17 protein-coding genes and 1 pseudogene are annotated in these 13081 nt (G+C 39.4%); 7 read left to right on the top strand and 11 right to left on the bottom strand.

Translation table 11 applies throughout. The features are described 5' to 3' along the window. Positions 1–25: 25 nt before the first annotated feature. From TH67_RS08915 to TH67_RS08900, 6 genes and pseudogenes are all read left to right on the top strand, one after another. Positions 26–577, top strand: a complete 552-nt coding sequence (locus TH67_RS08915) for an NAD(P)H-dependent oxidoreductase (protein WP_072595256.1) — start codon at positions 26–28, stop codon at positions 575–577. Between the two features lie 239 nt (positions 578–816). Then, positions 817–939 (top strand): hypothetical protein, encoded by a 123-nt coding sequence (locus tag TH67_RS10705; protein WP_257638069.1) that lies wholly within the window; start codon positions 817–819, stop codon positions 937–939. Further along, positions 929–2503 carry a single-stranded-DNA-specific exonuclease RecJ gene (gene recJ, locus TH67_RS08910; RefSeq protein WP_072595255.1) on the top strand — a complete coding sequence of 525 codons (1575 nt, stop codon included), beginning with the start codon at positions 929–931 and terminating at the stop codon, positions 2501–2503. Before TH67_RS10705 ends, recJ begins: the two co-directional genes overlap by 11 nt. Positions 2504–2730: 227 nt before the next feature. Then, complete coding sequence (locus TH67_RS10410; RefSeq protein ID WP_180371754.1) at positions 2731–3432, top strand: TonB-dependent receptor plug domain-containing protein; 702 nt, start codon at positions 2731–2733, stop codon at positions 3430–3432. Positions 3433–3437: 5 nt separating this feature from the next. Next, a pseudogene (locus TH67_RS08905) lies at positions 3438–4727 on the top strand (TonB-dependent receptor domain-containing protein); the annotation flags it as partial. Between the two features lie 222 nt (positions 4728–4949). After that, positions 4950–5534 (top strand): hypothetical protein, encoded by a 585-nt coding sequence (locus TH67_RS08900; protein ID WP_072595254.1) that lies wholly within the window; start codon positions 4950–4952, stop codon positions 5532–5534. A 36-nt stretch (positions 5535–5570) separates the two neighbouring features. On the opposite strand, the gene TH67_RS08895 is transcribed toward TH67_RS08900, so the two are convergent. From TH67_RS08895 to TH67_RS08845, 11 genes are all read right to left on the bottom strand, one after another. Further along, positions 5571–6203 carry a protein-L-isoaspartate(D-aspartate) O-methyltransferase gene (locus TH67_RS08895; protein WP_072595253.1) on the bottom strand — a complete coding sequence of 211 codons (633 nt, stop codon included), beginning with the start codon at positions 6201–6203 and terminating at the stop codon, positions 5571–5573. Positions 6204–6263: 60 nt separating this feature from the next. Continuing rightward, the gene (locus TH67_RS08890) at positions 6264–7031 is read right to left on the bottom strand and encodes a carbon-nitrogen hydrolase family protein (RefSeq protein WP_072595252.1); all 768 of its coding nucleotides are present in this window, start codon (positions 7029–7031) and stop codon (positions 6264–6266) included. Then, positions 7032–7520 carry a hypothetical protein gene (locus TH67_RS08885; protein WP_072595251.1) on the bottom strand — a complete coding sequence of 163 codons (489 nt, stop codon included), beginning with the start codon at positions 7518–7520 and terminating at the stop codon, positions 7032–7034. After that, entirely contained in the window at positions 7510–8532 is a 1023-nt protein-coding gene (locus TH67_RS08880) for a ribonucleotide-diphosphate reductase subunit beta (protein ID WP_072595250.1), read from the bottom strand. Before TH67_RS08880 ends, TH67_RS08885 begins: the two co-directional genes overlap by 11 nt. 71 nt (positions 8533–8603) lie before the next feature. Next, the gene (locus TH67_RS08875) at positions 8604–9728 is read right to left on the bottom strand and encodes a PepSY-associated TM helix domain-containing protein (RefSeq protein ID WP_072595249.1); all 1125 of its coding nucleotides are present in this window, start codon (positions 9726–9728) and stop codon (positions 8604–8606) included. Between the two features lie 546 nt (positions 9729–10274). Further along, the gene (locus tag TH67_RS08870) at positions 10275–10541 is read right to left on the bottom strand and encodes a type II toxin-antitoxin system RelE/ParE family toxin (protein WP_072595248.1); all 267 of its coding nucleotides are present in this window, start codon (positions 10539–10541) and stop codon (positions 10275–10277) included. Beyond that, entirely contained in the window at positions 10535–10759 is a 225-nt protein-coding gene (locus TH67_RS08865; protein WP_072595247.1) for a hypothetical protein, read from the bottom strand. Before TH67_RS08865 ends, TH67_RS08870 begins: the two co-directional genes overlap by 7 nt. Before the next feature lie 399 nt (positions 10760–11158). After that, a complete protein-coding gene (locus TH67_RS08860) occupies positions 11159–11299 on the bottom strand; it encodes an HrcA family transcriptional regulator (protein WP_072595246.1) in 141 nt (46 codons plus the stop codon). 276 nt (positions 11300–11575) lie between these two features. Continuing rightward, the gene (locus tag TH67_RS08855) at positions 11576–11914 is read right to left on the bottom strand and encodes a hypothetical protein (RefSeq protein WP_072595245.1); all 339 of its coding nucleotides are present in this window, start codon (positions 11912–11914) and stop codon (positions 11576–11578) included. Positions 11915–11918: 4 nt separating this feature from the next. After that, on the bottom strand, positions 11919–12146 hold the full coding sequence (locus tag TH67_RS08850; RefSeq protein ID WP_072595244.1) for a hypothetical protein: 228 nt from the start codon (positions 12144–12146) through the stop codon (positions 11919–11921). After that, a complete protein-coding gene (locus TH67_RS08845; RefSeq protein WP_072595243.1) occupies positions 12143–12508 on the bottom strand; it encodes a hypothetical protein in 366 nt (121 codons plus the stop codon). The genes TH67_RS08850 and TH67_RS08845 overlap by 4 nt, the downstream gene beginning before the upstream one ends. A gap of 155 nt (positions 12509–12663) precedes the next feature. On the opposite strand from TH67_RS08845, the gene TH67_RS08840 reads away from it, so the two are divergent. Beyond that, positions 12664–12885: a hypothetical protein gene (locus TH67_RS08840; RefSeq protein ID WP_021089218.1), complete on the top strand. Its 222-nt coding sequence runs from the start codon at positions 12664–12666 to the stop codon at positions 12883–12885. The last annotated feature ends 196 nt before the right edge of the window (positions 12886–13081 follow it).

Below are 13081 nucleotides of genomic sequence, written 5' to 3'. Positions count from 1 at the left end.
TTGCCATAAATTTTTAAGGAGAAAAATGAAAACTCTAATCATCTTAGCCCACCCAGACATCAAAAACTCGGTCATAAACAAACGCCTGCTGCAAGAGGCTCTCAAAGAGCCGCAGCGCTTTAGCGTTCATGATTTGACGCAGGTTTACGGAGGCAAAAGTATTGACGCCGCGCGCGAGCAAGAGCTCATCAGGGCCCACGACGCCCTCATTTTGCAGTTTCCGCTTCACAACTTCTCCTGCCCTCCGATTTTAAAATCGTGGATCGACGCGGTGATGACGCACGGCTTTGCTTACGGACGCGGCTCGGACGGCATAGCGGGGCGCAAAGTGGCTCTAGCCGTGACCGCAGGCATCAAAAAGAGCGACTACCACCCGCAAGGACGCTATCATTTTAGCTTGCGCGAGGTTCTTACGCTGTTCGAGCTTGCGTTTAAATACTATTTTCACGCCGATTACCGCGACTTTTTCGCATTTTACGGCGCCGAGGAGACTCCGGGTGTGGACTACGTATCAAGCGACAGCGAAATAGAACGCGGCGCTAGAGAATACGCGGAGTTTTTGAGAAATTTGGAATAAATTTTTATAAAAATGGTTTAAATTTTCTGGCATAAACCATTTAAAATTTATAAATTTAATTGTATAAATTTTTGCTAATGCTTACTATTTTTGTCGGGTTAAATTTGTAAAGACTATCAATTTAACAAAGCTTTTAAGCTTGCCATTAGCCCTAAAATCCTACTTTCATTTAAAATTATAAGAAATTAAATTTCAAAAAGATATAATCCAAGCATTCAAAATAAAGACGAAAGATTGCGATGAAAAAGAAGTATTTTTATAGCCAAATTTTTGGCAATATGGGTGTAAATTTAAGTGAACAAGTGGCATTAAATAAAGTTGGTAAGTTCTTTAAAAATTCTTGCCAAAACCATGCTAAATAAAGAGGATATAAGGAATTTACTAGCGCATAGATTTTGTAACGACATACATAAAAAAATTAGTGAAATTCCGACACCAAGTGCCTTAAAAGATATCTACAAAGGCGCTAATCGCATAAAAGAAGCGATCGAGAAAAACGAGCGTATAGCCATTGTGGGCGATTATGATGTTGATGGTGTGGTTTCAAGTGTGATTTTGGCCGAGTTTTTTGATGATCTTGGCGTAAAAGACTACCTAGTAAAAATTCCAAATAGATTTAAAGATGGATATGGGCTAAATCCTGAGATAATAGACGAACTCTCAGCCGATGTAAGCCTGATTATCACCGTTGATAACGGCATCTCGGCAAATGATGCAGCTATTATTTGTAAAGAAAAAGGCATCGATCTTATTATCACTGATCATCACATGCCTCCAGCTGTTCTCCCAGAAGCTTATGCGATCATTAACCCAAAACAAGAAGACTGCAACTTTCCAAATATCGAAATTTGCGGTGCTGAAGTGGCATGGTATTTGGTTGGCGCGCTAAAGGATGTTTGCAAGCTAAACTACGATATGAGCAAGTTTTTAGAGCTTTTAGCTATCGCGATAATCGCTGATATGATGGAGCTAAGAGATATGAATAGAATGCTTGTTCGCCTTGGCATTTGTAAGCTAAATGCGTCTAAGCGTTCTGCATTTCACGCTATAAAAGAGTTTTATGGTAAGGAAAAATTTGAGTGCGATGATATTAGCTTTCTTATAGCTCCGCTTATAAATTCAGCCGGACGCATGGACGATGCGATGAATTCATTTAACTTCTTGCGTGCAAAGAGCATCGAAGAGGCTTACAACTACCTTGATACGATCATTGAATTTAACAACTCCAGAAAAGAGGAGGAACGCCAACTCTTTGAGTGCTCGCTAAAGGACGTAAAAGAAGATGATGAAGTCATCATCACTTGGGGTGAGCAGTGGCACGAGGGCGTGATAGGCATCGTAGCTAGCCGCCTAGCAAAACACTTTGCAAAGCCAGCTATCGTCTTTAGCATCGATAAAGGCCGTGCAAAAGGTAGTGCTAGAAGTATTGGTAAGCTTGATATCTTATCTCTTATAGCAAGCCACGAAAATTTGCTAACAAGCTACGGCGGTCACAAAGGAGCGGCTGGACTTACGCTTGCACCTGAAAATTTGGTGAAATTTAAAGAAGCAATAAATAAAAGTTGCTCATGCCTAAATATGCAAGATTGCAAAAGCTCAGACGAGCTACTTGGCGATATAATGCCAAGCGAGATAGACTTTGAACTGCTTGAAATTTTAGAATTTTATGAGCCGTATGGACAGAAGAATCCACGCCCAGTCTTTAAGATAAAAAATGCTCTTGTTAAAAACGAAAGACTTATAGGTAGAGATCAAAATCACTTAAAGCTCATCTTGCAAAAGGATAATAAAACGCTTGAGGCTCTATTTTTTAACTTTACAAAACACGCTAGAGTTGGCGAGATGATAGATATTATCTTTTGTATATCAAAAAATTCATTCCGCGGACTTGTTACTCCACAACTACTCATAAAAGAGATTTTATAAATTTTTATCTCGGTTTTATAATGCTAAAATTTTAATGAAACCGAGATCGCTTCGGCTTTAATTCACAAAAATCGTTTCTTTATATATTTAATGCAGTCCAACTAAAATAATACTATTTGACTCAAATTTCTGTATTGTAAAATTAATGTTATATAAATATTTATACTTTATTTAAGTTTGTTTTTGCTTTAATTTCAATTTTAAATATTAATTTCATAGGACTAAACATGAAAATTTCTTACGTTTTAGTATTTGCTTTAGTACCAAATTTAATGCTTGGTGCTGATGAAACGATAGACTTGGCTCCGGTTACCGTTTCCGCAAAGATACAAAAGTCCGTTCTTGACGAACCGACAAAGGCTCAAATAGTAGGCAAAGGCGCGATACTAGAAAACGGCGACATCGCTAAATCGCTTTTAAATTTGAGCGGCTTTACGATGGAACGTAAGGGCGGAGGCGGCAGCGAGGTTTATTACCGCTCGCAGACGGCGGCCAGACTGCCGGTATTAATCGACGGTAGCACGCTAAACGGCGGTTGCGGTATGCGCATGGATACGCCCATCACTTACATCTCGGCGCAAAACTACAGCTCGGTTCGCATCGTAAAAGGTCCGCAAGACGTAAGATACGGCGCGCTCATTAGCGGCGGTATATTTTTCGATAGAGAGATAGCAAGGCTATCAAAACCGAGCTTCGGAGGAAACATAAGCGTGCTGGGCGGTAGTTTTAGAAGATTTGAAACTGCCGCGGACGTAGCGGCGGGCAACGAGCTGGGCAGTTTAGAAATTTCCGGCGGACACTACCAGAGCGGCGATTATAAAAGCGGCGACGGACAGAAAATGCATACGCACTATAAACGCAACAGCGTCTCGATCGTAGGCACGCTAACGCCCACGGAAACTACGGCCTTACAGTTAACGCGGATCTAGGCGATGGCGAAGCGGCGTATGCCGATAGGATGAGGGATGGCATACAGTTTGACCGTAAATCTTTCGGACTCAAATTTGAACAAGACGTCGGCGAGCATAAGATCAGGCTAAGCTCATACTATCATCAAATCGATCACATAATGGACAACTTCACCATGCGTCCGGTGGTGCCGGGCGTTGGACGCGGCAAGGGATACAGCATCAGTCACCCGATACGCGATATGTACGGCTTTAAGCTAGAAGGCGAGTTAAATTTCGATAATCTAACTAGCTTCATCGGCGCAGGATACTCTCAAGATACGTTTAAATGGCGAGGTGCCGGAAGCGGTATGGCGGGCGTATCTAAAGCCGAAATGGACGCCGCCCTATCAAAGCCGCACGTAAAAGAGCGCAAGGTAACGTATAAAACTATATACACTCAAAACGAATACATCCTTGAAAACGACTACGGGCTTTTTGGCGGACTTAGGTTAGATGTCGGCGAGAGAAAGCAGCTACTAACGCATAAAAGTAGGAGCGAAAATTTATTCTCCGGCTTTTTTAGATACGAAAAATATCTACAAAATTTAACGCTTTATGCGGGACTAGGTCACGCGCAAAGGTTACCGGATCACTGGGAAACAAATAAAGACGATAATCTCAAGCTAAATAAAGAAAGAAACACTCAACTAGACTTTGGTACCGTGCTAAAAGATAAAAACTACGAGCTAAACGCGAATTTCTTCGTCTCGAAAATGGATGATTACATAATGATAAAATATAGTCCTATGGGCATGTCTTCAAATGTATTTAATACCGATGCTTTACTATACGGTGGCGAGATCGAGGGCGATACGCTACTAGCTGATATATTTAGACTGGGTGCCGGCGTATCCTACGTCTACGGCAAGGTGACTAAAAACGCGGGCGGATTAAAAGACGGTGACACATTGCCTAAGGTTTCTCCTCTAACGTTTAAATTAAGCGCCGGCCTAGAAAAGTCAGACTGGTTCGTCAAAGCCGACTTCTACGCTAACGCGTCGCAAAAACGCGCGCAAAAAGGCTACGGCGACGTGGGCGGCATGGATCTGGGCAAGAGCGATAGCTTCTGGACGCTAGGACTAAGCGCGGGCTATAAATATAAAAATTATCAATTTTTGCTAGCGGCGGAAAATTTAAACGACGCCAAATACTCCTATCATAACTCAAAAGGCGGCTACGGCGGCGGTATCGCAGGATACGAGACTATCCCGAACGGCACGAGACTTTATGAGCCTGGCAGAAGCTTTTGGGCAAAATTTAAGGTACATTTTTAGGACGTAACTTAATAAATTTGGCATGGCTGTGGGCTTAGGATTTGCCCTAAAGCCGTGCTAAATTTAAGTATTTTTGCTCTTATCTTCTTAATAATACTCATACTTACTACATTTACTATTAGTAATAAATTGGCACTTGGTATAAAATTTCTTATTAAATTTAAATTTTATATAGATTAAAAGCATAGATGTAAAATCTCAAAAATTTTTTAAAGGAGAGGTATGAAAAATTTACTTGTAAAATCAAGCTTAATTCTAGCTTTGGTAAGCTCAGCTGCACTAGCTCAAGGTGCATTTGTTGGTGGTGAAGGTGATTATTCGTTTAACTCAAAAATCAAAACAAAAAACATAGCAAGTAGTGAGAAAAATAACTTCAAAAAAGGTCACTATGGTCTTGGCTTTTATGGCGGTTATGATTTTGACAGCTATAGAGCTTATGGTGGTTATTATTATGACTTTAAAGCTAGGAAAAATGCTGGTGAATCAGATGCAAAATGGAGTAAGCATAAATTTTTAGGCGGTGTTGATTATACGCCAAGCATCACTGAAAATTTTAAAGCCGTTCTTGGCGGATACACAGGTCTTGGCTACTTGAGCGTTAGAGAGAGATTTAATAACGAAACAAGTAAGAAAAATTTCAAAGGCTTGCTAGTTGGCGCAAAAGCGGGCGGTATCTACTCATTTGATGAACATAACGCGATCGAGTTTGGCTTAAAAGCTGATAAGACTTTTTATAAGAAAAATAGCGGAGCTCAGCTAAGAGATACGACTATAGGAATTTATACAGGCTATACTTATAAATTCTAACATTTAGGCAAGGCTTAGGCTTTGCCTAATTTTAGGCTACTCTCTACCTTCAAGAAGTGGCACAAAAAGGCACTCATCCAAGTACTCTTTTTCTAAATTTCCATCTTTATCTTTTTTAAATTTAGCGATAAATTGCTTGCCATCTTTTTTCATTGGAGCTACTAAAATTCCACCATTTTTAAGCTGCTTAAATAAATTTGGTGAGATCTCGTCAGCAGCTGCCGAGAGCAAGATCCGATCAAATGGTGCGTAGCTTCGCCAGCCGTTGTTGCCATCGTCATATCTTACATGCACGTTTTTTATTTTTAGTGCCTCGAAGCGTTTTTTCGCCTCCATGGCTAGCTTTTCTATACGCTCGACACTAAAAATTCTATGTGCAAGTTTGCTTAAAATCGCTGCTTGATAGCCACTACCGCAGCCTATTTCTAGGATATTGTCCATATTTTCGCACTCTAGTGCCATTGTCATCTTTGCCACAGTTAGCGGTGAGCTGATCCACTGATTGCCCAGTATCGGCTGAGCATCGAGCTTATAAGCATGTGCAGTGATTGGTACAAAAATTTCACGCTCAGTGGTGGCTATCGCATCGAACAAAAGTGGGCTTAGCGTGATCTCGTCGGCTATATCGCTAGCCAAATTTTGGCATTTTATCGCTTCTAGTTGGGTCAAAATTTATATCCTAAATAAAAATTAAATCGTTATTATACGATTTAAAGCTTATCTTAAAATTTATAAAAGCCCTAAGTTTTTCTTTATCTGCGTGATCAAATTTGCATCAAAAACCGCGCTTTGCTCTAACGTGCCATCTGGTAAAAATACTCCAGCAACTTCTAATGCAAGAGAGCTTGAGATCATGACGTAGCAGTTGTTTGCGATAGCTAGAGCCTTGCATAGGCTAAGATAAGCATCCTCTCTAGCCTTACCCCACATGGCTGGCACCATGATGATGTCACATCCTTTTAGCTTTGCCCAAAGTGTGCTATCGCGTAGTTCAAAGCATATTAGCACGCCAAGCTTGAGCCCTCTAAAATTAAAGGCATTTATATCGCTCACCTCGCCAGCGGCAAAAATTTCATGCTCTAAATTTGGCCTAAAAAGTTCGGCTTTAAATTGTGAATGAAAAACATTATTTGAGTTAAGAAGCAAAAATTCGTTATAAATTTTTGGCTGGTGCGGATTTAGATTTGAAATTTGAGCGAGCCCTGCACTTTTGTTTAGGCTAGTAAGGTGCGTAAAACCAAGAAATTTATCTGGGCTAAGCGCCTCTTGCAAGCGTTCAAGTAGCATTGCATCAAAGCTGCCTATCATGCCACCGAGCATCGCTTTGTTTGCCCCTGCGAAAAAGCCGTCGAAATCATATCCACTTATGCAAAGCTCGCTTGCAAGAATGAGTGAGTTTTCAGGCGCAGCCTCAACTAAATTTGCAAGCTCTTCTAGGCGATCTGTTGCATTTTTTGCCTTTAAAGTTAGGCTTATTAGGTTTAAATTTTCGCTCATTTATTTTCCAAATACAAATGTCATAGGTTTTTCGTCGTGGCAGTCTTTTGGAATTTTGCAGTTTATATCCGTACCACCTATGTTTGGTGTAGCTTTTAAAATAACGCTTATAGCTGTGATTTTATCATCTCTCTGGGAGAATGAATCGTTAAAGACCCAGACCTCAAAGCCAAGACCCCTAGCCTCATCATGTGAAACTATTCTTACCTCTTTTAGATCTTTTGCTTCAAAGCCACACTGTTTGTTTATGCCAAACATCACGTCATTTCCTAGCACAGATCCTAGCGGTGCGAAACTTGGTGCAATTTCACCGTTTGGCATCTCTTGATAGATTTCCGCTTGGCTTGTCTCTTTTACCTTAACAAGCTTGTAGGCGTAGAAATTTTCGAGATTATTTTTATTTGCTTGATCAATTATCCTTTGATTGCTGCTCGCACACCCCGCAAAAAGCACGCAGGCAAGGGCTAAGATGCTATTTTTAAAAGTCATCAAAGCTGATACTTCCCTTGCTATAGTTTGTCACCTTTGCTTCAAAGAAATTTGACTTTTGGTCGTTAAATTTCGCAAAGTCATCGACCCATTTGATAGGGTGAGCTACGTTGTATTTGCGTTTTAGGCCGATCGCAACTAGGCGTTGGTCGATGAGATAGTGGATGTACTGCTCGATGATATCATCAGTAAAGCCCATTATTTGGTTTTGAGTGATGTATTTGCCCCATTTGATCTCTAAATTTCCAGCTTTTTCAAACATATCATAAATTTTTGCCTCAGTTTCAGTTGTGAAAAGGTCAGATCTCTCTTTGCGGACTGAATTTATCATGTTTTGAAACAAAAGTAGGTGCGTGATCTCGTCGCGTTGGATGAAGCGTATCATCTGCGCTGAGCCCAGCATCTTGCCCGCACGAGCTAGAGCGTAGATCGCTGTAAAGCCGCTGTAAAAATAGATACCCTCTAAAATTTGGTTGGCAACCATCGCAAGAAGTAGTTTTTCGTCAGTTACTTCACCTGCAAGCTCCTCATAGACACTTGAGATGTAGTCGTTTTTCTCGCGCAATACATCGTCGTGCTTCTCCATCTCGTAGATGAGGTCGGTATTGTCACAGATCGCTTCGACCATGACAGCGTAAGACTTGCTGTGGTTTGCCTCTTCGTAGGCTTGGCGGCTTAGCACGGCGTTAATCTCTGGCGCGGTAATGTAAGGGTTGATGTTATCAGCTAGGTTGTTTGTCTGAAAGCTATCCATCGAGATGAGCTGGCTCCAGACTAGGTCATACATGCGTTTTTCGGCCTCTGTGAGGTTGTAGGCGTAGTCGCGCACGTCATCGGTGGTATCGACCTCCTTTGGAAACCAGGTATTTGCCTCCATGAGGTCCCAAAGCTTTAACGCCCACTCGTATTTTGCCTTGGTGAAATTTAAAATGCCGTGTGGGTTGCCGTTAAAGACTCTTCTGTCGGTCAAATTTTCATTTGAACTTGGGTTGTATATGCGTTTTCTATTCATAAATTTCTCTCTTGTTTGTAGTAAAAATTTCTCAAAATCTTACCCAAAGCAAGGTAAAAATTTACTTTTATTTAGAGTGCCTTAGTCCTTTTTATGGTCATTAAAAAGCCAGTTATGATTAGTAAAACCGCGATCACACATGATACGGCAAACACTACCTGACCAATTTCGCCAAACATCTCTCCAGTGTGCAAGCTAAGCACTTTTCGCCCAGCCTTTTTTGCCTCTGGGATGCTCTCAGACTTGCTAACAAGCTTGTTTTCTTTGATCTTGCCAGCGCTAGCGTCAAGCTTTAGCTTGCCCACTTGGCTCTCGCTAGTTTCGTAGTTTATAGTGTAGGTAGTTTGGTTATTTTCAGGTACGTTTATCGTGAGCGATTTTAGCTCTAGTGTGACGTTATCTTTAAAAATTTGCTCCGCAGTCTCGATCTCTTTAAATTTCTCGTCGCTTATTGGGAGTAAATTTGATTGTGGTAGACTTTTTTTCATTGGAGCTGTTTTTAGATCAAAAAATATACTATTTACACCGCTTCTGACCCAGCCATAAGACCAGTAAAGTCCAGTTAGCGACATCACCACAAGCAAGATCGCCACGTAGGTGCCAAGGCTAGTGTGAAGGTTGTAGAAGCAGGCGTAGCCCTTTGCTTTTGGTTTAATTTTTAGCGAATTTAAGAAATTTCGCTTGATCGCTGGTGCGTAGAGGATGAGGCCACTGATAGCAAGCAGAGCCATGATGATAGAGCTAATGGCAACTATTTGTTTGCCGATATTGGCTGGTACTTTGCTATCAAGCAAGGCAAGTCCTAAATTTCTATGAAGACTTAAGATAATGATACGAAATTTCTCACCCCAGTCCTCGCTAATAACTTCGCCACTTCTTGGATCTATGAAGAAATTTAATTGCTTTTTATCCTTTGTAATGCTTATACGATAAGCTTCATTTGCTCCACCTATTTGTAAGCTTTCAAGCGTATCAAATTGAATCTCACTTTTTGCTTTAGCTAGGAGTTCATTTAAACTTAAATTTGTTTTTTCGCTAGGAACTAAGTTTATAAAATTTTTATTTATTGCGCTTTTGATCTCTTCTCTATAAGATGCAAATGGTGCTGAAAGAGTCATGAATATTAGCGGAATAGCCGCAATTAGTCCAATTATTAGGTGGATGTTGAAAATGATTTTTCCTCGTTTTAAAAACATTTTTTTCCTTTGAATTTTAATAGCGAATATTATTTTATTTTTTGTTAAAGCAAGATAAAAATTTATAAAATTATTTTTTAGTTATTAACTTTTACTAATGTTGATAAGGGTCTTAATATCAATTATCCATTAAATTTTTACATATTGGCATCTTATTTTTTGGTAAAAAGTTATTTTTAGCAAAAGGTATAAATAATGATAGATGTATTTAGATTTATGGTGGAGTTAAGCGAAAAATGATTTTAGCTCTAAAGTCCGTTATTATCGTATTTTGAGAAAATTAAAAGCAATAATTTTTACACTCAAACTTACACTCGAGCTTTTAAGGTTCAAGCGATTAAATTTTTGGTTATGAAAAGTTTAGTTTTCAATACAAAACTATCATAAGTGCCTAAAATAGGGGATTGTAAAGTTGTAAAGTTAAATGATTTAAGTTTCGGACGCTTAAAGTGGTCGTTTTGGCTTAAGGATTAGTAGTTTTCATCTCTTTTTTGCTCGAAAACTTAATTAAGGTTATTTTGTGAAACGTTATCGCTTTTATACGTTTCACTCTCCCCACTCGTTAGCCTTGTAAATGCCTAAAAGTTTAATGGCGTCTTTGTTGATTAAGTAGGGTATTACATAGCCTTTGGCGATTAGCTCTCTTTTGTCGTCCGTTATCGCTCGTCCTAGTCGTGGGTTGTCGCTCAAAAGCTCCACGGCGTCTAGTAACTTGCTAACAAAACTCTGCGCCCTGCTTGGGCTATCCTTTGCGATAAAGTCAAACACTGCTTTTAATTCGAGGTTAAAACGTGCTGTGCGTCTAATTACCATTTGGCTATCTCGTCGCGTATTCCCTCCAGCGGATAGGTTTCAAGCTCTCCGCGTCTGATAGCCTCAACGTCCGCTTCATATTCGCTAAAGCGCGATTGATATTTAACCTCATCGCTTAGGTTTAGCTTCACGCCGTCAAATTTAGCTAGCGTTATTAGTATCTCTCTTGCTTTTTCTATGAAATCGGCGTTATCTGTCCGTATGGTTAATGTCTGCATTTGCAACCCTTTCTTTTGATTATTTTAGCTTGTATTGTTAAAAGGTGGCTTAGTATTCACTCTTTGGCATTCACTTTTATTCACTAACTACCCACTTTATACGCTTATTGCGTGCTTACTAGTATTCGCATGGTATTCACTTAGGCGCTCATTTCTATTTCTGATTTTTGAGTTTGTGCCGATAATAGCGTTATTTGAGCTTCAGCTGAGTGCTCATTTTTGTTCCCATTCTTTTTAGTGGTAACTTTTCGCTTTTAGCCTTGTTTTTATCGTTGTTTGTATGGTAACTTTTCGCACTTACTATTTAAAACCTCGCTTGCTCCGGTTCTTGCCTTTGCGAAAGCTTTTGCTGTTTCTTTGCTGTTTTATGCTTTGGTATTTAAATAAATAGCCGTTTCTTTACATCGTATTTTTTACATATCGTTTTGCGCTCGCCTTTGCTCTGTCTGGCTTCATTCTATTTGTCATAATACACTTGTAAGCCTCTAGTGGCAAAGCGTAAATTTTGGCTAGCTCTTTATCGTATTTACTCACTTTCATAACTCTCAAATTGTTAATAATAGTTTCGTCCGTGTAAGGGCTATTAAATACTTTTAGGATTAAAAAGGCTATTTAGGTTAAGTAATAATCATCTGCTCGCTTCTCCCAGTCTGGATAGAATTTATCAAGGATTTTAAAAAAGGTTTCAAGTGTGTTAAACTCTTTTGGCAGGATTGATTTAGCCTTTTTGATTTTTTCAATATTTTATGAAAAAGGCTGTTTACCCTCTCGTGGAGTGATGAGGTTAGTGGCTAGCCTCGCCCCTTTAGATTATGATTAGCTTGCTTGCATATCGTTTTGCAAGCTCGCACCTTTTAAGGGCTTATGCCATTTAAAAATCCCTTTGGCTTCTAAGGGGTTATTTTTATTAAAGTCCTCTTTGCTTCTATCACCAGGGCTTAGGCGGTCAAGCTGTCTTTTTAAGTGCTTTACTTGTGCTTCTGCGTGCCTGAGCTCGTTAATGTAATAATCTACGAATAGCCACGCCTTAGCCCCTGCTTGATAAATGGCTTCATCTCTGCTAACGTCCTGGCTTTGCTCTAGTGTGCTTATTAGCTCATCAAAGCTTCGAGCCCTTTCAAGCTCGTATAGTCTTACGCATCTCTTGGCCGTCATTTTCTTACCCCTTAGTCGCTTTTGTGTCTTTTAGTGCATAATCGTCAAGCGTTGAGGCAATATCGAGTAAAATACCACTTAGTAGATAAGTAGCGTTTAGCCTCTCATTGTCGTCTATGCTCTCGTGTTTATTTGCTAGTGCTAGCATTAACGTTGATACTTGCCCTAATACGCAAGTTATTTCAATGCCTAACTCAAAATTCTTATTGATTTCGTTAAAAACTAACTTCATTTTTGCCCCTTTAGTGATAATTTGCTTTTTAGCTCTGCATTTTCTTTTTTTAACTCGTCTATCTCATCGCACAAGGCTACGTAATTACTAGCTAGCCTTTCAAACTTTGCTTTTGCTTGCTCTATCTTGGCTTTTAATTGCTCGTTTTGCTCCTCTAGCTCGACATGTTGTGCGTGAAATTTGCCATTATGCATTAAAACCCTAGCATTTTCGCTTCTTAGCGTGTGGCTCTCATAAAATAGCGAGTATGCCACATCATAAAGTGTTTGTTCGCTTGCCTCTGTGTTGCCATTGTTCTGCTCGATAACAAACTCATGAAACCTTTTAAACATTGGTCTGTCTGAATTGGTTGGGATTAACATTTGTTCTCCTTTAAAAGTATATTTACGCTATTAATTTTAAGTAAAATCATATTGTAACGATACTTAAAAGATTATTAACTAAAATAGCATAACAATATTTTATTTTTATTTTTTATTGCGTTATGCTATTATTTCATAAAAAATAAAGGCTAAAAATGGATAAAAACGAATTTCAAAACTTGTTAAATAAAGCTGGTATCAATAAAAAACGACTTAGTGAATTATCTAACATCCCTTACGCAACCGTTAATGCCTGGGGGTCACGCACTCCATATCCACCTTATTTAAAATTTATGCTTGAAAACTACATTAAATCGCTTGATATGGATAAAATCGTTGAGGTAGTTAAGCCCTACACTGAAAACAACGAGGATTAATATCATTTGTAACGAGTTAGTACGTTACTTGTAACGTATGTAACGTTACAAGTGTTACACACGTGTTACCGATAGAGTGACATATATGCACCCTAGGGTGTCAGCTGTGATGACATCCTTTAAAAGCTACCTAAATCTAACTTACCCAGCTCAACTTTGATCTTGGCTCTAACTACGTAAAATACGATATTTTTTA

It is taken from the genome of Campylobacter concisus (assembly GCF_001891085.1).
Classification (GTDB): Bacteria; Campylobacterota; Campylobacteria; order Campylobacterales; family Campylobacteraceae; genus Campylobacter_A; species Campylobacter_A concisus_O.
This window is presented reverse-complemented; position numbering and strand designations above follow the sequence as displayed.